At 43.9% G+C, this 20,538-nt stretch carries 18 protein-coding genes; 13 read left to right on the forward strand and 5 right to left on the reverse strand.

The window, feature by feature from the left end; translation table 11 throughout:
* The first annotated feature begins 105 nt into the window (after positions 1-105).
* From RS891_RS04105 to RS891_RS04120, 4 genes are all read left to right on the forward strand, one after another.
* Positions 106-1,095: a tRNA dihydrouridine synthase gene (locus RS891_RS04105; protein WP_315794505.1), complete on the forward strand. Its 990-nt coding sequence runs from the start codon at positions 106-108 to the stop codon at positions 1,093-1,095.
* Positions 1,096-1,110: 15 nt separating this feature from the next.
* Positions 1,111-1,680: an SF0329 family protein gene (locus RS891_RS04110; protein WP_315794506.1), complete on the forward strand. Its 570-nt coding sequence runs from the start codon at positions 1,111-1,113 to the stop codon at positions 1,678-1,680.
* A gap of 236 nt (positions 1,681-1,916) precedes the next feature.
* Positions 1,917-3,077 (forward strand): uroporphyrinogen decarboxylase/cobalamine-independent methonine synthase family protein, encoded by a 1,161-nt coding sequence (locus RS891_RS04115; RefSeq protein WP_113055619.1) that lies wholly within the window; start codon positions 1,917-1,919, stop codon positions 3,075-3,077.
* Positions 3,078-3,506: 429 nt separating this feature from the next.
* The gene (locus RS891_RS04120) at positions 3,507-4,214 is read left to right on the forward strand and encodes a DNA alkylation repair protein (RefSeq protein WP_113055620.1); all 708 of its coding nucleotides are present in this window, start codon (positions 3,507-3,509) and stop codon (positions 4,212-4,214) included.
* A 177-nt stretch (positions 4,215-4,391) separates the two neighbouring features.
* Here the strand turns inward: RS891_RS04120 and RS891_RS04125 are convergent, their stop codons facing one another.
* The gene (locus tag RS891_RS04125) at positions 4,392-4,961 is read right to left on the reverse strand and encodes a TetR/AcrR family transcriptional regulator (RefSeq protein WP_315794507.1); all 570 of its coding nucleotides are present in this window, start codon (positions 4,959-4,961) and stop codon (positions 4,392-4,394) included.
* Positions 4,962-5,407: 446 nt separating this feature from the next.
* Between RS891_RS04125 and lpdA the strand changes: the two genes are divergently transcribed.
* The 4 genes from lpdA to RS891_RS04145 all read left to right on the forward strand — a co-directional run bounded on the left by lpdA (position 5,408) and on the right by RS891_RS04145 (position 9,973).
* Positions 5,408-6,793: a dihydrolipoyl dehydrogenase gene (gene lpdA / locus RS891_RS04130; protein WP_315794508.1), complete on the forward strand. Its 1,386-nt coding sequence runs from the start codon at positions 5,408-5,410 to the stop codon at positions 6,791-6,793.
* A gap of 48 nt (positions 6,794-6,841) precedes the next feature.
* Positions 6,842-7,474: a biotin/lipoyl-containing protein gene (locus RS891_RS04135; protein ID WP_315794509.1), complete on the forward strand. Its 633-nt coding sequence runs from the start codon at positions 6,842-6,844 to the stop codon at positions 7,472-7,474.
* Positions 7,458-8,630: an ABC transporter permease gene (locus RS891_RS04140; protein ID WP_113055624.1), complete on the forward strand. Its 1,173-nt coding sequence runs from the start codon at positions 7,458-7,460 to the stop codon at positions 8,628-8,630. Before RS891_RS04135 ends, RS891_RS04140 begins: the two co-directional genes overlap by 17 nt.
* Positions 8,631-8,800: 170 nt before the next feature.
* On the forward strand, positions 8,801-9,973 hold the full coding sequence (locus RS891_RS04145; protein WP_315794510.1) for a DUF4317 domain-containing protein: 1,173 nt from the start codon (positions 8,801-8,803) through the stop codon (positions 9,971-9,973).
* 105 nt (positions 9,974-10,078) lie between these two features.
* On the opposite strand, the gene RS891_RS04150 is transcribed toward RS891_RS04145, so the two are convergent.
* Positions 10,079-11,023 carry a helix-turn-helix domain-containing protein gene (locus RS891_RS04150; RefSeq protein ID WP_315794511.1) on the reverse strand — a complete coding sequence of 315 codons (945 nt, stop codon included), beginning with the start codon at positions 11,021-11,023 and terminating at the stop codon, positions 10,079-10,081.
* 172 nt (positions 11,024-11,195) lie between these two features.
* On the opposite strand from RS891_RS04150, the gene RS891_RS04155 reads away from it, so the two are divergent.
* The 3 genes from RS891_RS04155 to RS891_RS04165 all read left to right on the forward strand — a co-directional run bounded on the left by RS891_RS04155 (position 11,196) and on the right by RS891_RS04165 (position 15,421).
* Positions 11,196-12,215, forward strand: coding sequence for a glycoside hydrolase family 88/105 protein (locus RS891_RS04155; protein ID WP_315794512.1), 1,020 nt, complete (start codon positions 11,196-11,198; stop codon positions 12,213-12,215).
* Positions 12,216-12,228: 13 nt separating this feature from the next.
* On the forward strand, positions 12,229-14,409 hold the full coding sequence (gene gnpA / locus RS891_RS04160) for a 1,3-beta-galactosyl-N-acetylhexosamine phosphorylase (protein WP_315794513.1): 2,181 nt from the start codon (positions 12,229-12,231) through the stop codon (positions 14,407-14,409).
* A 337-nt stretch (positions 14,410-14,746) separates the two neighbouring features.
* Complete coding sequence (locus RS891_RS04165) at positions 14,747-15,421, forward strand: hypothetical protein (protein WP_315794514.1); 675 nt, start codon at positions 14,747-14,749, stop codon at positions 15,419-15,421.
* A 294-nt stretch (positions 15,422-15,715) separates the two neighbouring features.
* Here the strand turns inward: RS891_RS04165 and RS891_RS04170 are convergent, their stop codons facing one another.
* On the reverse strand, positions 15,716-17,056 hold the full coding sequence (locus RS891_RS04170) for a lytic polysaccharide monooxygenase (RefSeq protein WP_315794515.1): 1,341 nt from the start codon (positions 17,054-17,056) through the stop codon (positions 15,716-15,718).
* A gap of 390 nt (positions 17,057-17,446) precedes the next feature.
* On the opposite strand from RS891_RS04170, the gene RS891_RS04175 reads away from it, so the two are divergent.
* Positions 17,447-17,662: a hypothetical protein gene (locus tag RS891_RS04175; protein ID WP_063567124.1), complete on the forward strand. Its 216-nt coding sequence runs from the start codon at positions 17,447-17,449 to the stop codon at positions 17,660-17,662.
* A 132-nt stretch (positions 17,663-17,794) separates the two neighbouring features.
* On the opposite strand, the gene RS891_RS04180 is transcribed toward RS891_RS04175, so the two are convergent.
* Together RS891_RS04180 and RS891_RS04185 are read right to left on the reverse strand one after the other, a co-directional pair.
* A complete protein-coding gene (locus RS891_RS04180) occupies positions 17,795-18,118 on the reverse strand; it encodes a hypothetical protein (protein WP_315794516.1) in 324 nt (107 codons plus the stop codon).
* Positions 18,119-18,289: 171 nt separating this feature from the next.
* On the reverse strand, positions 18,290-19,213 hold the full coding sequence (locus tag RS891_RS04185) for an alpha/beta hydrolase fold domain-containing protein (protein ID WP_315794517.1): 924 nt from the start codon (positions 19,211-19,213) through the stop codon (positions 18,290-18,292).
* Positions 19,214-19,462: 249 nt separating this feature from the next.
* Here RS891_RS04185 and RS891_RS04190 point away from each other — a divergent pair, with 249 nt between their 5' ends.
* The gene (locus RS891_RS04190; RefSeq protein ID WP_315794518.1) at positions 19,463-20,455 is read left to right on the forward strand and encodes a phosphotransferase; all 993 of its coding nucleotides are present in this window, start codon (positions 19,463-19,465) and stop codon (positions 20,453-20,455) included.
* Positions 20,456-20,538: the final 83 nt, after the last annotated feature.

Raw genomic sequence — 20,538 nt, forward strand, 5'->3', positions numbered from 1 at the left:
ACGGGAGAAGTATGCTTCTCTCAAGGGTGTGATATAATCGTTCTACAAATGATGAATTATTTCGGGATAAGTGATTTCCCTAGTATGCATAGAGAGGTTTTGGATATGACGAAAGACAATTTTTGGCGTGAATTGCCACGGCCATTTTTTATACTTGCACCGATGGAAGATGTGACAGATGTGGTGTTTCGCCATGTCGTAAGCGAAGCGGGCAGACCGGATGTGTTTTTTACGGAGTTTGCGAATACAGAGAGTTACTGTCACCCGGAGGGTAACAAAAGTGTGCGTGGGCGTTTGACTTTTACAGCGGATGAACAGCCGATTGTGGCACATATTTGGGGAGACAAGCCGGAGTTCTTCCGCGAGATGAGCATCGGGATGGCAAAAGAGGGTTTCAAAGGCATCGACATTAATATGGGTTGTCCTGTAGCTAATGTGGCAGAGAATGGGAAGGGGAGCGGTCTGATCTGCCGTCCTGCACTTGCAGCGGAAATCATTCAGGCGGCTAAAGCCGGAGGACTGCCCGTAAGTGTAAAAACAAGGCTCGGGTTCACCGAGGTGGACGAATGGCGCGACTGGTTAACTCATATTTTGCAGCAGGACATTGTAAATTTATCCATTCACCTGCGGACAAGAGAAGAGATGAGCAAAGTCGATGCGCACTGGGAGCTGATCCCGGAGATCAAGAAACTTCGGGACGAGCTTGCACCGAATACGCTGCTAACCATTAATGGAGATATCCCAGACCGTGCGACCGGACTCAAACTCGCCGAACAGTACGGTGTGGATGGCATTATGATTGGACGAGGCATTTTCCAGAATCCGTTTGCTTTTGAAAAGGACCCAAGAGAGCATACCACAGAGGAGTTCCTTCGTTTGCTGCGGCTGCACCTGGACCTGCATGATCAATATTCAGAGCTTGAATTGCGTTCGTTCAGCCCGCTGGCCCGCTTTTTCAAAATCTACGTCCGTGGATTCCGCGGGGCAAGTGAGCTGAGAAACAGCTTAATGAATGCCAAAACAACGACTAGAGTACGGGAATTGCTCGATGAGTTTGGAATTCAGGAACATGATAGGGCAGAGGAAAATGAATAGAATACAGGAGGTCACATGTCCTGGAGTAAACTGAAACAGCAACTGGAGAGTTTCCTTAGTCCGGCGTTAGTTGGAAGGGTCGAGTACCGGGCAACCAGCTACCGCTATTCACCTGATAAATCAGGAAATTGTTACATTACCGTAGATAAAAGGAACGTACTCAATATGAGTGATATCACTGGCTCGATCAGATGGTATCTGACGGAGCAGGAGATCAAAAACGACCCGGATTTGCTGATTCCTGTAAGTCATGAAGAGATTGAAGCCGTCAGAAAAGATACCAAAGGTACCGTTCCAGAGGATCGTCTTCAAGTCATAGCAAGAAGCAGAAAAAGCTCAGGACATGCCAAAGAGCTCCTTTCTGCGCAGGCCGCATTAAGTAAATCGAATTTTACTATTGTAGCGACTACGTTTTTATCTACTTCGATAGAGGATAATCTGGAGAGCAACGATATCTTGTTGAATATTCTGGCTTTAATAGACAGACGAGTTGGTAAAAAGAGAATCCTAAATATGTCCGAGCAGATCAAGTTAAAGCATCCAGCTGTGCAGTATTTTTATGAATTAAGGCGCAGTACGTTGTGAAAATTAATAAATTTCAATGACGGGCACCCTGTATTTAGGCTAGTCCTACTGAATATGAGCTTAACAAGAAAAGAGATGATCAAGTAGACTTCAACCTGCGCATGTAGGTAAGTCTACTTTTTTATTGTTCAATTTTTGCTATAGCTTTTAACTATAACTCGTTATGGCATTTAAGTATCTCAGCCAACCTCGTTCTGCATGATATGATAGTAGTATACAACGAGGGGGTTTTTGACATGACTGATAAGTTCCAGATCGTAGGTAGTTTGTTGCGTCCTGAAGAGCTGCTGACATATAAAACGCAAATTGAACATCGTGATGATATCAAATATCCATTCTATGAGAGTTTTGAAGGTTATGAAAAATGCGAGACTGAGGCCATCAAACAAGTGGTGAAAAAAGAAATCGAGCATGACCTGTCGATTATTACAGATGGAGAGTTTTCCAAATCGATGTGGCATCTGGATTTTGTGTGGGGCTTTGGTGGAGTTGAGCGTTATATTGCAGACCATGGATATTTTTTCCGTGATGTCGATGGATCATCAAAATATGAAACACGTAAAGATATTGGCCTGCGCATAACGGGCGAATTGAGCGGTAAAAATCATCATTTCATTCAACTGTTCAAACAACTGCAAGACACGGCGGGTGATCAGCAAACGAAACTTTGCGTTCCATCGCCATCCCATATTTTTGGTGAACTCTCCTGGTCGGATAATATCGGAGGTACGGATGCTGTTTATCAGAATATTCAGGAGCTTAAAGCGGGTCTTGTGAAAGCTTATAAGGAATTTGTGGAAGAATTCGCTGCGGTAGGCGGTAAAATCCTGCAAATGGATGACTGCTTGTGGGAGCTGTTTGCAGACGACAACCCGAACTCTCCGTTTACAGGGGAGCATATTAACCAAGAGGAAGTACAGGGTCTCGCTACCGAATTTATTGATATTAACAATACAGTGATTGACTTCGGCCATAGCCTGGGATTGAAAATGTGGACACATAATTGCCGCGGCAACTATGATTCCCGCAACATGGGCGGTGGATCTTACGCGAAAATCGCGAACCTGTTCCTGAAGCAATTGAAATATGATCGTTTCTTCCTGGAGTGGGATGATGATCGTGCGGGTTCTATCGAAGCATTGGAAGTTTTCAAGGACAGACCTGAAACGGAAATCGTATTAGGTTTGTTGTCATCTAAGACAAGTACACTTGATGATGAAGAGCGCGTAATCCGTTTGCTTGATGAAGCATCCAAAATTATTGATAAGGATCGTCTATTGCTTTCGCACCAATGTGGCTTTGCATCCTGCGATGGCGGTAACGAACTAAGCGAAGCTGAGCAATGGGCCAAAATCGTACAAGGTCAAAAGATTGCCAAGCAATACTGGGAAAACTAATTCCGAATAGTAGCATTTTCAGCTATAAGAGATGACTCGCAGGACCAGCAATGGACCTGCGAGCCGTCTCTTTTTTTTATACCTCTTTTCTCCCCAAAATAACGTCGTTTCTTGCTTAAGGTTGCAGGACCATACTCGAGTAGCATAACTAAGTGCAGCCTCACAGGATGTATCTGTACCGCCATTGTATTGCGCGATAAGTGGCTCTTTCTCAGATCGGTGATTAAGACACTGTAGGAGAGAAAGGAGTTGTTAGCATCATTGGTGAGGTTGGAATGGGAGTGAATTTAGTGGAATCTGGATGTATAGCGTGGCAACAGGCTGTGATACAATGAAAATGAAATTGTTATACGGATTATCTCGCAAGCTGTACTTCCTCAAAAGATAAATTAGAAATATATATGTCCTATGAAAAAGGAGTTTTGCACAATGAATTTGGAAGAGGTTATGGAGGAGCTAGAAGCGCTAGGGAAAGAACGAACAAAAAAAATATATATGTCCAATGGTGCACACGAACCGCTTTTTGGAGTCGCAACTGGAGCGATGAAACCTATCGCGAAGAAAATAAAAAAGGATCAACCTTTGGCTGAGCTGCTTTACGCTACGGGGAACTATGATGCCATGTACTTTGCTGGCGTGATTGCCGATCCCCAAGCGATGACAGAAGCTGATTTTGACCGTTGGATCGATGCCGCTTATTTTTACATGATCTCTGACTTCATCGTTTCCGTCACGTTGGCAGAGACGGATATTGCCCAAGCGGTTTCGGACAAGTGGATCGCGAGCGGGGATGATTTGAAAATGTCAGCTGGATGGAGCTGTTATTGCTGGTTACTCGGTAGCCGACCAGATAGCGAATTCTCCGAAAGTAAGCTAAACGATATGCTCAAACAGGTAGAACAGACGATTCACGAATCACCTGAACGCACCAAGTATTCCATGAACAACTTTCTCTACACCGTTGCAGTTTCCTACCTTCCGTTGCATGATCAGGCGGTGGAGACGGCCAAGGTCGTGGGCCCTGTTGAAGTCAACAAGGACAAGCCCAAGAGCAAGTTCCTGCAAGCATCCGAAAATATTCAAAAGGCAGTGGAGAAAGAGCGCACTGGATTCAAGCGTAAATATGTAAGATGTTAAGCTGAATAGTTGTCGTCAGTTTTGGTATAGAGAACATTAAAATCTGCATTATTTAGTTGTATATAGATAATTGAAAACACGCCATTTATAGGCGTGTTTTTTGTGTTTACAGCTGGATACTAAAAATGTAACAGCATCAAATATACGCATTTTATAAGGACCCGGAGCGTTTACTTTTTAATTACTTCTAACCATTTCTTTAGCTTGCTGCCTGCCTGCCGCGAGGAAGCTGTCGCTTAGTTCAGGATCATTAACAGAGCGTGCAAGAACAAGCGAACCAACTAGTGTACTAAACAGTGCACGACTTTTGGACACATCCATATCTGCTAGATCGGAGATAAAAGTAACCATCCGCTCCAGTTCATGAGTGAATACCTGCCGAACTTCTTCGGAAGAGCGGGATATTTCGCCGGAAAGGGCAGGGAAAATACAGCTCATTTCCGTTTTGTCACGGTGATAGGGACTGAGATAATAATCAATGACTGTATTAATCTTGGGGTTCTGCTCTTCCTGATCTGCGACTTTCTGAAGAAGTGCGATGGTATCGCTAATGGCATATTCACAGGCTTCGGCAACCAGTTGTTCCTTGTTGTCAAAGTGCGAATAGAACCCTCCATGAGTCAATCCGGCTCCCTTCATAATGAACGGTACACTGACGTCCTGAATACCGTTGGTGCGAAAAGCCCGAGCGGCACTCTCAACAATCTTACCTCGTACTTTTATTTTATGGCCTTTGGGATAGGGCATTATCATTCACTCCATAGCTTCATCATTCTATAGCAATTGAACTAAAGAATATTTACACCTTGCACTCCGATGACAGAACAACCTTCTGATCGCTGTTATCCCCAGATTTTTTTTGAATCCCTTTTCCAAAAGGGAAAATCCGGTGATAAAGGCGAAGCATATGCTTCCGATGCAGCTTTCTTTCAGAAAGCTTTTAGCTTCGCTTCCTCAGGTAATTTCTGTCCTCTCCGTTCTCGTGTAAATTTGTAGTTCAATTTTTATACTTTCAAAATATTATAGTCATCATAATAAAGCTTGTCAATTTGGCGACTGGATGTCTGTTGATTTACAAAGGGGCCAAATACGGTTATTGACTGTGTTAAAATATGATGGTTATAATATATTAAGATCATCATATATTAAGATCATCATATTTTAAATCGACTGCAAATCGGGGGAATCAGGATATGAGTAAGCTTGAATCTGTAGATACGTTAGTTATTGGATCAGGTCCGGGAGGATATGTGGCGGCGCTGCGTTCTTCGCAATTGGGGATGAAGACGGCAATCGTTGAACGTAAACAGCTCGGCGGGGTCTGCACGCATGTGGGTTGCATACCATCCAAAGCATTAATTGCGGAATCACATCGCTATGATTTGTTCAGACAGTTCAATCAAGCTGGCGCAGAAGCGACATTTAGGATTGCACAGGATTTTAAACAGGGGGTTGTGAATAAACAGGCAGGTGGCGTCCACTATTTGTTAAAAACTGCGGGTGTGACCATTCTCGAAGGAAATGCCAGTCTGGTGGATGAGCACACAGCTCTGATTCAGCAAACTGGACAGGAGCAAAACATCTCTTTTAAAAACCTCATACTGGCAACGGGATCTCGCCCGATTGAGCTGCCAGCATTTCCAGTTGGAGGTCGTATCTTGTCTTCCACAGAAGCACTGTCTTTGTCTGAGGTTCCGAGTAGTCTGGTTGTTATCGGCGGAGGATATATTGGTGTGGAGCTTGGACAGATGTATGCCAAATTCGGAACAAAGGTAACGATTCTCGAGGGTGGAGCACAAGTATTGCCCGGATTCGAGGCGGAACTTACAGCACCTGTAGTCAAACAATTGAAGGCGGACGGCATCCACATCGTAACCGGAGCAATTGCTGAAAAGGTGGAGCAGAATGCTGATTCCATTACACTGCATTATTCGAAAAATCAGGAGCAGTACCAGGTTACGGCAGAATATGTATTGGTCACAATCGGCAGGAAACCCAATACAGACGGCCAGTTAGGATTGGAACGCATAGGCGTGTCCGTAACGAATAAGGGACTGATTGAGACGGATGAACAGTGCAGGACGGTTATTCCGCACATTTATGCCATTGGAGATATTACGGCTGGTCCGGCACTCGCTCACAAGGCGTCCTATGAAGCCAAAGTAGCAGCAGAGGCCATTGCGGGTCTTACCTCCAAAGTGGATTACAAGGTGATTCCGCTTGTCGTCTTTTCGGATCCGGAGCTATCCAGTGTTGGAGTAAGTGAGACTGAAGCCAAAGCACAGGCCATTCCGGTGATTATCGGAAAATCTTCTTTTGGGATCAACGGAAGAGCATTGGCATTAAGGGAGACCGAAGGATTTGTGAAAATAGTGGCTGACCCGACCTCGGGAATTGTCATTGGTGCGCAAATCGTTGGCGTGGAGGCATCCACACTGATATCGGAGATCGCACTTGCAATTGAAATGGGTGCAACCGTGGAGGATCTGGCCATGACCATTCACCCTCATCCCACTTTGGGAGAAGTGATCATGGAGGCTGCCGAGAACGCGGTCACCAAAATGAAAAAGCAAAAATAGTCAACAAATTTGACTATACACGAAGATTGGGAATGGGAGAGAAAAAGCATGAAGTTAAAAGCAGGTTTGTACATCGGAATTGCGGTGGTATTCATTGTTGGAGGTTCACTTCTGGCTGTTAAGGGCAAGGATGCTGTAAGTCAGGCCGAGAGCAGGAAACAAGGCTTACTTGAGGCAGAGCAAACGACATTGTTTTATCAGAATAGTCCTGGGGCGATTATAGAGGCTGGTGCATCTGCAGGGGACTCCGTGAAAGAGGGAGAGGTGCTGTTCAAAGTGAAATCAACTGGGGAAGGAGATGTGGATGTACTCGCACCGTATGATGGTTTGGTCGACCGCGTTACTGTGAAGCAGGGAGATCAGGTACAAGCAGGCGTGCCGCTGGCGGTTCTGCAAAAAAATAATTACTATACGGATCTCTATATCCAGGAAAGTGAAATCCAAAAGCTTGAAGTGAATCAAAGCATTGATGTTCATTTTCCGTACTTGGATCAGCCAACACACATGAGCGGGGTGGTTACGTCCATCTCATCTGCCCCACAATTCGCGAGCTTGCGCATGTCACGAGAAAAGGGGCAAGCCGATCTAAGTATGTTTTTGGTCCGAATATCGATGGATTCAAGTGCTGATTTGCTTCCGGGGATGACAGCAGAGGTGAAACTTGATGAAATCACTGATTGACGAGTGGAAGTACGTATCGGGAAGTAAGTATGTTCGATTGATTTTTATCGGCCCGCTTATTGCAGCCTTATTCTTTGGTTTAATGTTCTCGCAGAATCAAATTAGTAAATCGCCAGTTGTGATCATTGATGAGGATCATAGCGAATATTCACGGCAGTTGATCTCCAAAATAAATGCCTCGCAATATATGAGCGTCAAAAGTGTATATGCGAGCCGAATGAGTCCGGAAACATTACTTGCTAACGAGCAGGCAGTAGCAGTCATTATGCTTCCCGATCAATTGGGATTACGTCAACAGCAGGGAAAATCGACGAATATCGGCATCTTGATGGATAACACAATGCCTTCGGGGCTAACCGGAATTCGGACCGCGATTCAGGAGATCATCCAGACGGAAAATATGACCCTTTCCATGACACGTCTGATTCAGAAAGGGATGGATGCCGAAACAGCTAAAGGAATCGTATCGCCGTTATCCCTTCAACAGCGGATGCTGTTTAATCCAACCACCAGTTATGTCGGTTTTATGGTGCTAGGATTTGTAAATATCGTAGTATTGATGATTACGACAAGCGCAGCAGGGTCGATTGCACCTCGGCTTCGTCAGGAAGGGAAACTGTTTGCAAACGGAACGTCACCTTTCCAGCTATGGATTCGGTGTGTACCCTACACTGTGTTGAGTTCGATTTCGCTGCTTCTATCCTATGGATTGTTAAAGCAAGTAGGGGGGATGCGGTTTGAAGCTGAGCCTTATCTTTTTATCATTCCACTCGTTATTTATGCCTTTGCCTTGTCGCTTCTGGGTATGTTGATTGGATACACAGCCAAAGACATATCGAAAGTAAGCCTACGAACCAGCTTTGTGTTGTATCCGTCCTTTCTAGCTACGGGAATTCAACTAACGCCGCTGGCATTTCCAGAACCGTTCCAAATTTTCGCTTGGGCACTACCCATGAACTGGCTTAACCGCCTGATTCGTGGAATGGCTTTTCGGGACGGAGCGCTTACAGCCTACAGTCTGGAGTTGGGGGCATTGCTAATTATTATTGGCGTCGTGTCCTTGCTCATGGGGTTACTGTTTTTGCGTGAAGGGAACAAAGTGTCTCCCAGCCGTGAACCACTTTTGAATGCAGATATATTGCCGAGCAGCAGTTAAATGAAAAGATAAGCAGTGAAACGAAAACAGACGCACGGGAATCATTCCTGATGCGTCTTTCTGTTTAGTTACCGCAGATGACTTATAAAGATAAAGGTCCTTCTAGCGAAGGTTTTTTATATCGTTTATACTTGTAAGGCCAATTTACTTGAGGAGTTGTCTAACGAATCATGAATAAAAAAGAAGTCGCGCATATACGCAAACAGTTTAAGATGGATCATGATCTACTGAATATTTACGATATTCTCAACGTGTATATTACAAAAGAAACGAACGAGATTTATCATTGGGAGCGACATCCGTTTGAACTGGTGGATAGAGAGAAGCAGGAGCTGTACATGGGCAATTTCAAAAAATTGCTGACAGGCGAGCTGGATCAGAAATTGTTTGAGCTGAGGTTCCAGGAGCAAGCGGAGGAGCCGGCTCAGGTGATGCTTCACCAAGCATTGGTAACAGGAGATCCGGAGGAGTGGCAGGACCTGATGCTTCTGTTGGTGGAACGAATGTTGGCAGATGCCAAGTATGAACGGGATATGGTGGTCACGTTTGTTCGTGGACAGTATTACTTGCCTACCAAGGCTCGAAACGATGAAGCGGAAGAGAGCGAGAAAAACGAAGTGTTCGCACATCCATTCATTCTGTGCAGTGTGAATTCCACGGAGAAGCAGCGGAAAACACTTTTGTTTGATTACGTGGAGAGAGAATTTAAGTACAATGTCATTGTAGATCCAGTTGTCAAATTAAGCACGCCAGAGCAAGGGTTTCTGTACCCCAGCGTGACGGACAACTACTCCGATGTAAACCGTGTTCTGTATTGCACGGGAAAATCCAATTTCCCGGACCCGCATTTTGTTGAAAATGTGTTGAATGGAGAAAGGTCTGTGACAGCACTGGAAGAACGGGCGATCTTCGAAGATATCGTGAAGGAAGTTGCCGGTGAACAGCTCGACTCAGCCACAATTGCACATGTGTACGAGGAGATCAACCGGGTTATCGAAATTAACGAAGAGTCACATGAAGAAGAACCTCCGAAGCTGGATTATAAAGATCTGGAACGTGTGCTGACCGCAAGCGGTGTAGAGGATCTGACATCGGAGAAAGTGGAACGTGCATTTGAAACCATCGTCGACAACAAGAATTATGAAATGAAAGCGACCAGTGTTATGCCGAAGTTTACATCCAAGTCCATTAAGATTGAAACCAAAGTGGCTACGATTTCGGTTAGCCCACAAGACTTGAGATATGTGAAACAAGTAAATTTTCAAGGCAGACGGTGTATCATGATTGAAGTGGATGAAGATGTTGTAATTGAAGGGTTTACGCTTACGACAGAGGTACTGTAGTTGCATGGTAATGAAACTAAACATTTCAGTTCAAAGAAGACGCTCGAGACTCGCTCCCGAAGCGTCTTTAATTTGCCTATAAACTCTATCGCACATATCCCTCCCCTACATCCACCCTGTAATCTCCAAAATGGAGGCTTTCGCAGATTGCACTTCGGACTGTGCACCTTTGCGCCATTCTTTCGGCGATTTACCCATAAGTTTGGAGAAGCAACGATTGAAGCTGGAAATGGACTGAAAACCGACTTGTTCAGAGATGGAAAGAATGGAAGCGTCCGTGCTTTTTAATTGCTTGCAGGCTTCTTCAATCCGGGTGCTGTTCAGGAAATCCAGAGGTGCGGTTCCCATAATGTCATGAAATTTCCTGCGAAAATGTGTGGTGCTCAGATGGCACAGATCAGCGAGATAATCGATGGTTATGGGCGACATATAGTTTTTGGTGATATACTCCAGCACCGGAGAAATAACAAGATCACCTTTTAGATTATGCTGCGTTTCTTGATCTGCCAAAGGTTCATTCCGGGAATGGATTCGCAGGAGTTCGATATAAAGGGATAACAATAGGCCATAGGCGCTTTCCTGATAAAGAGGATTTTTCTGCTTCAATTCTTCTACGACAGATGTCGCAAGGTTATAAATCTTCGGATGTTCCTCCCTGTTTAAAATGCAGTTCAATCCCTTAATTGCCTTCAAATTGGGCTGAAAGTTACTGTAGGCACTGTTCTTAAACGACTGTTGAAAGAGGTCCTCGGGCGAGAAGAAGAGATAAGACCATAAGCTGGCTTCATTGGGTGTACTATATGTTGTATGAGGAAGATATCTGGGGATAAAGGTTACGTCACCGGCTTTAAAAGGTACCGATTCACCTTTGATCTCCATAATGCCGCTATCCGAATGGCAAATGCCAATCTCCAGATGGTTGTGGAAATGAAGATGTTCACTTTTGATATCGGAGATCTTCCAACGTTCACCGCTTAGCAGCAGAATAGGAAAGTGGATCGGCAAGCTGTAGTGGCGATATTCAATAATGGGCTGCTTTTTTCTGGGCACATTCGATAACTCCCATTCATAAATGATTGAAATTGCGCAGTTTTGTTGCGAATATGCTTAGATTGACACTATTTTACTGCGTACAATGGAATAAGTAAAGCGTTTTCAAACCATGGACGGACAGCTCTCAAGCACATTTGGGGGCGTGTGCGCTACGAGAGGGGAATCACCGATGCTTCAAGTGAAATATGACAGGGAAGAAATTTTAAACGTTATTGATAACGTTACGAAAAAAACATTGGCGATGGATTTAACGTGGGATTGGCCTTGCGGTGTGGCATATTATGGTGTATCCAGAGCTTACCAAACGACAGGCAATCAAGAGTACTTGGACAGGCTTGTCCAATGGGCGGATGAATACATCGAGCTGGGCTTGCCGGACTGGACCGTAAATACATGTGCGATGGGCCATATGCTGATTACTTTATATGAAGAAACAGGGAACCAGAAATACTGGGATATTGTAACGAGCAAGGTGGATTATCTTCAAAATCATGCGCTTAGATTCGGAGATAACGTGCTGCAGCATACCGTATCCATTTCTAATGATTTTCCCGAGCAGGCATGGGCGGATACCTTGTTTATGGCGGCATTTTTCCTGCTCCGTGTAGGAAGCAAATTAAAGGATCAGGACATGATCCAGGATGCTCTGAATCAATATTACTGGCATATTAAATACCTTCAAGATCCGAGCAGCGGTTTCTGGTACCACGGGTACAATAACGTTAACAAGGACCATATGTCCGGATTGTATTGGGGCAGAGCGAACGCCTGGGGCGCTTACACCATGTCACAAGTAAAACCACAGTTGAAGGACTGGTATCTATATCCACAGTGCATGGACGTGGAGTGTTCGCTGCGGGATCAACTGGCATCTCTGAAGCTCGTTCAGACAGAGAATGGCTTATGGCGGACAGTTCTGGATGATGAGGAGTCGTATGAAGAGGTGTCGGCTTCCGCCGGTATTGCAGCAGCCATGATCAATAACGGTAATCCGCTACATACCAAATATGTGCAAAAGGCATTGGAAGGCATTCTGGACAACATTAGTGAAGATGGACGTGTGCTTGGTGTATCTGGTGGTACGGCCGTGATGAAGGATCGGGATGGATATCGCAATATTCCAAAAGATTGGATTCAGGGCTGGGGTCAGGGCCTGGCACTCGCTTTCCTGTCCGACATGTTGAAATAGGGAGGGAACCAAGTTGTCCAAACCAATCAAAGGCTCCTTTACGCTACCCGGCGAATCCGGTTATGAGGCACTGACTTTGGAACTTGCCGAACGGTGGGGTGCCGATGTCATTCGTGACAGTGACGGCACACAATTATCCGATGAAATTATCAATGCGGGGTATGGCATTTATTCGACCATCTGCATCATCCGGGATCATAACGAGTGGGCATTCCGCAATCAAGATAAATTGCAGCAATGTTTTTTAATTACAAATCCGAAGGTAGCTGTACAAGATTATGTATCGTTCTATCTGATGGAGGATTTTTTTGCTGAACAATTCAAGGTGAATGATTCGAAAGAGGCGTTTAAATATTGGCAGGTCTTTGACCGGACAACTGGGGAGGAAGTGCCAAGAGGACAGTGGAATTATGAGAGGGAATCCGGTCATGTAGTCATTACCGGCATCGTCCCTTGGCATAAATACACGGTAAGCTTCATGGCCTATCGGATCTGGGAAGAGATCTCGATGTACAATCACACCACGAACCATTGGGACAAGGAGCATTTGATGCAAATTGATCCGATCTATTCGGAAACGCAGACCTATCTGCTGGATTGGATGGAGAATTGGTGCCGGCAGCATCCGGAAACAACGGTGGTTCGTTTTACCTCATTATTTTATAATTTCGCATGGATCTGGGGCAGCGACGAGCGTAATCGCCATCTATTCTCGGATTGGGGATCATATGATTTTACGGTAAGTTCAAGAGCACTTGATTTGTTTGCCAAAAAATTTGGATATTCACTCTCTGCTGAGGATTTTGTGAATGGCGGCAAATATCGCGTAAGCCATATCCCGGCGCAGCAGCGCAAGCTGGACTGGATGGCATTTATCAATGATTTTGTGATCGAATTCGGGAAAAAATTAATTGATATCGTGCATAACCACGGCAAGCTCGCGTATGTCTTCTATGATGACAGCTGGGTTGGCATGGAGCCTTACAACGACCGCTTTCAGGAGTTTGGATTCGACGGGATGATTAAATGTGTATTTTCCGGTTATGAGGCAAGAATGTGTTCAGGTGTCAACGTGGATACTCATGAGATTCGTCTGCATCCCTACTTGTTTCCGGTTGGTTTAGGCGGACTTCCGACCTTTAAGGAGGGCGGAGATCCCACGCTGGATGCCAAAAAGTATTGGATCAATATCAGGCGCGCTTTGCTCAGAGAGCCGATTGACCGGATTGGATTGGGTGGATATCTGCATCTGGTTGAGCCTTACCCGCACTTTTGTGAATACATCGAGAAGATTGCGGACGAGTTCAGGGAAATAAAAGAGCTTCATCATGAAGGCAAGCCCTATCAGATTAAGACCAAGGTAGCGGTTCTGCATAGCTGGGGCAAACTAAGATCGTGGACGTTATCCGGCCACTTCCATGAAACGTATATGCATGACTTGATTCATGTAAATGAAGCCTTGTCAGGCTTACCGATTGAAGTGCAATTCATTGATTTTGAAGATATCCGTCAGGGCGTGCTGCAACATATAGACGTCGTGATTAATGCCGGCTCTGCCGGTTCAGCCTGGAGCGGCGGAGAACATTGGAATGACCACCAATGTGTGGACCTACTGACCCAATGGGTGTACGAGGGCGGTACCTTTATTGGCATCAACCAGCCATCGGCGGTAGAAGGGTACGACAGCTTTTTCAGAATGGCACATGTTCTTGGGGTGAATGAGGATACTGGCGCCAGGGTGGTTCATGGAAAATGGACATATGAGACTCGCGATGAGCATGGTTTGTTGCCGGAAGGGGCAAAAATAACGCCGAAGAATAATATATATCTTACCGATGGAACAGCGGCTGTGGTAGATGAAACGGATGGTATGATTACATTGTCTGCACATGACTTTGGTAAAGGAAAAGGAATCTACCTGCCTTCATTCGAATTCAGTTGGGAGAACACAAGGTTGCTGCTGAATCTGATTCGCTTTGCAGGTCATGAATTCCATGATTCGAAGTACATTACGGATAACTTATTTACAGAGTGTACTTATTATCCGGAGAGTAAAATATTGGTCGTCATTAACAATAGTGATCAGGTTCAAACCACGACAATTGATACGGACTACGGAAAACAAACGCTCGAACTGGCTCCGTATGATACGGTCATCACCAAGATTGGTGTAACCAAATCGATGTCCTCATAGAATATCTTCTGCATAGACCGTTTCCTGACCAGGGAGCGGTCTATTTGGGCTAAGAAGAATTTTTACTCATGAATATTTTATAATGTAAACCATAAATGCAAACCTGCTCTATGAATTAACCATGGACATTTTCCACTTCGTCTATATTACTAGGGAGGGTAATCTTTATTCAGTTGGGATGAGTTTTTATGTAGAAAGGTTCGTCTAACAACATTGGAAAACACCAACTTATGTAAAAATTTTGTAATTTATAAAAAAGGCTATTTCTCAAAATATATTAAAATATCAAATAAATCATGTTAAATTATATGATAATTATGGAAATTGGAGGATTTATATGGGGATTCATAATGAGTTGAATCAAATTAGAGTTAGAAACAATTCAACAACTGAACAAAATTTTTTTTCAATTGTAAGTGCGATAGTGATCGGGGTAATTTTAGGTTTAGCAGCAAAGCTTGTAGATACTCAGGGGATTAACCCCATATTTGACGCTATCGGTGGACGTTTAGGTATATGGATTTTTTTTGCAACACTCTTATCGGTTTTTAGTTATTCTCCCAAATTAGCAGCTGTAAAGATATTCTCCTTTTTCGTATCGCTTCTAACTGTTTACTATGTGTACAGCGTGCTCTTTCTGCATTTTTTCCCAAAGAGAGAAATTGTATTTTGGGGGATATGCGCGTTGATATCGCCGGTATGTGCTTATGTAGTGTGGTATGCACGTGGTTATGGAATTGTATCTAGCTTAATCTTATCCCTTCCAATTACAGCTTTACTGTCAGAAGGATTTCAACTACGATACGCTTACTTACCTGAGCACACTCACTACTATTTGATCCCTATACTTATGGGAATATATCTGATTATGGTCATTGTTTTATTTTTTATTGTTCCTAAAAGTCCCTTAAGATTTCTGATTGTTCTACCAATTTCTATAGTTCTCTCTTTCATTATGATATATTTTAATGTTTTAGGGCATATATTTGGTGGATTAAACGGCTTTTTGTGAGTTTAGTCTATCATTATAAGGGGGGGATATATCCAAATAAATAATATTTTTTCCAAAAAAAACTCTTGATTCACTTTTGTATATGATTATCAATCAAAACCGAGCCATTGCATTTTATATAAAAAAATCGGTATAGAAACGTAAAAAGCAAGCAATAAAACGTTGGGGACTAGTTCCTTAAGCGTCTTATTTTGCATGGTGTAATACACAGCCGATCCCCTGAATACGGACCGGCTATGGTTCTAAACAGAATCTAAAAGGACTTCTTTTTAACTAATCCTCCAGTCAATCCCGTTATTGCAGCTGCCAGAGGGTTGGTGTTGCGGAAGGGATCCAATCCACTTGAGACGTGTGTGTAAGAAGGCATTTGTACGTCAGGTTATTGTAGCTCACGATTGTGCCCACTGTGTATTGCGTATTGGCTGCCCAGGCAGGTGCAGTTGAAGCAGCGGCCGTTTTACCGCTGACTGTGCTTGCAGCTGATTGGTTGCCTGCTGCATCAACAGCATAAACCGAGAAGTTGTAGGTCGTGTTCGCTGCAAGATTAGTTACCGTATAAGACGTTGCCGTCCCGGATGTCGTCGTAACCAAAGTAGAGCCGTTGTAAATTTTGTACCCTGTCACGCCTACATTATCCGTGGATGCCGTCCACATCAGCTGAATGCTGGAGGCGGTCGGCGTTCCCATCACATGCAGCCCGCCTGGAGATGTAGGTGCAGTAGTATCGTTTGCAGGAGGTGCAGTTGTGGTAACGCTTACAGTATTACTGGCTGCAGATTCGTTGCCTGCTGCGTCGACTGCTTTGACAGTAAAGGTATACGCCGTGCTTGCTGTCAGCCCTGTTACGGTATAGCTTGTAGTTGTGCCGGATACATTGCCGATTAAGGTAGTCCCGTTGTAAATTTTATACCCTGTTACGCCTACATTATCTGATGAAGCCTTCCATGATAAAGATGTACTGGTCGCAGCCGTTGCAGTTGCCACAAGTGAAGTTGGAGGTGTTGGTGCCACATTATCAACCGGGTTCGTCCCGGAAAAGTTTACGTCGATGACATTATAGAAGGCGTTGGGAGTATCCGCAACCTCCCAGACTGCTAGAATGACATGATAACCGCTGCGTTCGGGTACGTTGCATGAATTGGTGTAGCTAAATGGAGGTTGGCTGCCATTATAAGGAACTGAACAGAACGGTGTCAGGTCAAACGAATCACGGGATAGAGGTGCATTCGGGTTCCAGTTTGGTTTCGTAATATAATATTTCCAGCTTGCCGTTGAATGGTTAGCTGTCAGCTTCCAAGTAAACGTATTAGTGCCACTAGACATATTCACTTTCGACCAACGTGTAGCGGATTGCTCATCGAGCTTAGGAAAGACGCCGTTAGCGCTTGCAATATGGCCGTCCGTAGGTCCTGCAGCAGGGAAGCCCTTAGGTGCTTCCAGACTTTGGGGTTCATACACGATACTGCCGCAATCCTGATTGACTCCCGAAGCACACAGTGCAGCTCGGCTCGCCGGCCCTTCTACGTAACCATGTGACAACGCCTTTGGACTGTTGAACAGCATGCTTACCGTTGTAAGCACCAGCAGACAGCAAATCAATACTAGCTTGGAAGACGGTAAAATAAATCTGAACATTCGATAGCCTCCTATATCATTTTTTTTATATAAACTCAAGTAAGAGCTTATATCGTAATTAAGGAAGTGCTATACCATATATGGATATCGTTTGATAAAGAAATCCATATACGGGAATTTCTAAAGTTATTGTAAAGGACCTAGATTTGCTGAACAAGGATAAATTTGATAGATCATCCAGTTATTCAAGACTTAGGTAGGTATACAAAAAGGCCTTTGCGGAGAGATCATCTCTCCACAAAAGCCTTTATTTCCGACTGGATTGATAAGTGAAGTGCGTATTATACATCGATTTTAAATAAAAGGCAAGAGGAAAAAGATTGCTTTTGAGTGGGGGATCGTTTATGCTAAAAAAAGGAGGTTTACTATATTTGAAAGGAGGAAGTTGAAATGGAAAATATGTGTATGAACATGATGATGAACATGTGTATGGAAGAAATGATGTGCAAGATGAAATCCATGAAGATGATGATGGAATGTATGGAAGACAAAAGCATGATGGAAGGCATGGACATGAATAAAATGATGTCCTGTATGCAAGAATGCGACGAAATGATGACCACAATGATGGGCATGATGAGCAACATGAAGAAAGCATCCATGTAATTATCGTTCATTCATTTCATGTAAAGCTGGCGGGCTTTACATATGTGCGGAACAGTTGACTGTACGCATCAAAAGAATAGTAAGCCTTTAATCAAGGCGGGTTAAGCAGACGAACTGCAGACCGGCTTTTTCTTATTTATATTGAAGAATCTTCCTCGACACATCGATACGCATAAGCTTTAATTTGAACCATTGCTCTTGCAGGGAATCGGTCTGAGAACCTTCGGAAGCGACCCGCAGTTTGTTGAAGATCTCCAACAGCTGGTTGTTAATCTGGTCATAGTTGGCAAGCAATTCACGCAGCATAATAACCCTTCGTTCTTTCTGTAGCAATTCATCCTTCTGCTCTTGAAGCTTTCCGAGAATATCTTCAGCCCATTCCGAGTCTCCTATGGTACGGGCATAATTATATAAATCCAAATAATCGTTAACCCAAGCTTGTGTCCAAGAACTCATGGCGTTATTCACTCCAGTCAGCTTCGCTTTTCTATATACCGAGTATTATACCCGGAATAATACAATTTACAAGTAGATTATAGGATTTTTTGGGATGGAATCATGCAGAGAATATACAAGAGTTGGCCCATGGGCTGCATTGTGGCGATTCCGAGCAGAAGAAGTAACTGTTCAATGCTTAATAATATCAATGATTTTGCGCTCTGCATCCTTGGCTTCAGGAATAGGGTATAGCACAAAGACATGATTCATTTTGGGATAAACAAAGGTATTATGATCAATGCCCTGGTCGGTAAGCAGTTTATCGAGCTTCATGTTGTCGGGAAATAAACCTTCATGAGTTCCGATGAAAATGGTAATCTTTCCAAGCCCTTTGAAGTCTCCGTAGATTGGACTGATCAATGGATCATCCAGATCTTTATCTGCCGCCCATATTCTCCGAATCACATCATAGCCTTCCACAGCCAGCATCGGATCTCGGGTCTCATAGTCGAATATGACCGGGTTGTCCAGAACCATATCCACACATGGAGATAACAGAATGATATCTTTGGGTTGAGGAAGAAGATTCATCTTAATGTAATGTGCGAAACTTAGCGAAATATTTCCGCCCGCTGAATCTCCCATAATGGTAAGTTGGGCAGGGTTCTTGATCGATTCAATGATTTCCCGGTATAAGCTCAAGAGTTTTGGATAAGTATGCTGGTAGTTGAAATGAGGCACTTTGGGATAGATGGGTGCTATAACTTTGGCATTCAACGAATGTGCGATGCGGTCCATGAACTTCCAATGAAAGATTAGAGGCTGGTGCGTATGAGCGCCGCCATGTATATATAGAATTACTTTTTGGTCAGCGGACTTCTGGTCATTCAATGTGAACACCTGCATGTCCTCAAAGGAACGGTCGTTTACGGAGGAGATTAATTTAACTTTACCCAACGCATAAGGCTTAGTATTTTCTACCCCCATGTGCTTCAGGTGCTTCAGGGTATTTTCTCGTGTGGATAAACTCTTCTTGCTATCTAAAGTTCCGATGTATTTTTCGAAGAGATAGCTCTTTATAGAGCGTTTTTTGTTATATATATTCACACTCATCTGTGCGCCGCCTCTCATCCATAAAGTATGATATCCACAGTATAAAGCCTGAAGTATACTCCAAGGTCAAGGCTGGGAAAGTGATTGGTGTGCATAAAAGAGGAGAAATGAATTCAGCTAAGCATTTACCCGATTAAATATATATTCTGGAAAATAAATTAAAAATATACTATGTTATAGGTTGATAGATGAAGGGATCATTTATCTCTAACTATAGTAAAGATCATATCAAACTGAAGGAGCATACATATGTTCAATCAACCGACTGCTTTTCGTTCAGTGCTCAACCCTAAGTATCTGGAGTTTGTATTGAGTGATCAATATGACATCGGATCGTGGGAAGAATGTTTATTCTGGCTGAGAGGATTAAATGATACCTACCGCATACGTACTTCCTCTGGAATGTATATTCTTCGTGTCTACCGTACTGAAATTACGGAGGCTGATGTTCTGTACGAACTCTCCCTGTTATCTCAATTAAAGGGCATACTAGGTTCATCAGCACATACTGATATTGGAGAATACATCGAGAAGAAAGATCATACTGGATATACAGTGTTGGAGGCCGCGGAAGGCAAGCGGGTTGCTGTGATGTTTCGGTATATTGAGGGTACGGAGAACAACCTTGAAGATGAACAGTCATGTTACACTTTTGGTCAGTCTGCGGCTGAGCTGCATAAAGCGATGAATCAAGTGGTATTGGAGCAGCCGCGATATGAGTTGGATACGAAGTTTCTCATTGACGAGCCTCTTGAGCGAATCATCAACTATATCGGTGAAAAAAATGAAGCATCATCATTCCTACATACGTTTGCTAGAGAGTTAAAAGAACGAATTGGCGTCGCATCCAAACTAGGTTTGGACAAGGGGCTGTGCCATGGCGATATGCATGGAAACAATAACGCTTTTCAGCAGGGAAATCAGTTCAGCCATTATGACTTTGAGTGGGCGGCTAAAGGCTGGCGTGCCTACGATCTGGCGCAGGTGAAGGCTCGCAAGAGACAGTCTGGTGAGCAAAAAGAAGTGTTATGGAGTGCGCTCATGGCGGGATATCGTTCGGTTAGAAGCTTCTCTACGGAAGATGAACAGGCTGTTGATCTCTTTATTATTGCTCGCCGATTCTGGGTTATGGGTCTGGATGTTGCTTTTATCGAAAGTGATATGGGCGCGCTGGATTATGGTTCGGATTGGCTGGATAGTTTCGTGGGAGAGTTCCGGGATACGGGGATTGTGCAGCAGTGATGATTAACAACAACGATGGATTCAAATGAAGTGGGCCTTCTGGGTGGTTCCAGAAGGCCTCTTTTATTTTGTGAAATGCATTT

It is taken from the genome of Paenibacillus sp. BIC5C1, assembly GCF_032399705.1.
Lineage (GTDB): Bacteria > Bacillota > Bacilli > Paenibacillales > Paenibacillaceae > Paenibacillus > Paenibacillus taichungensis_A.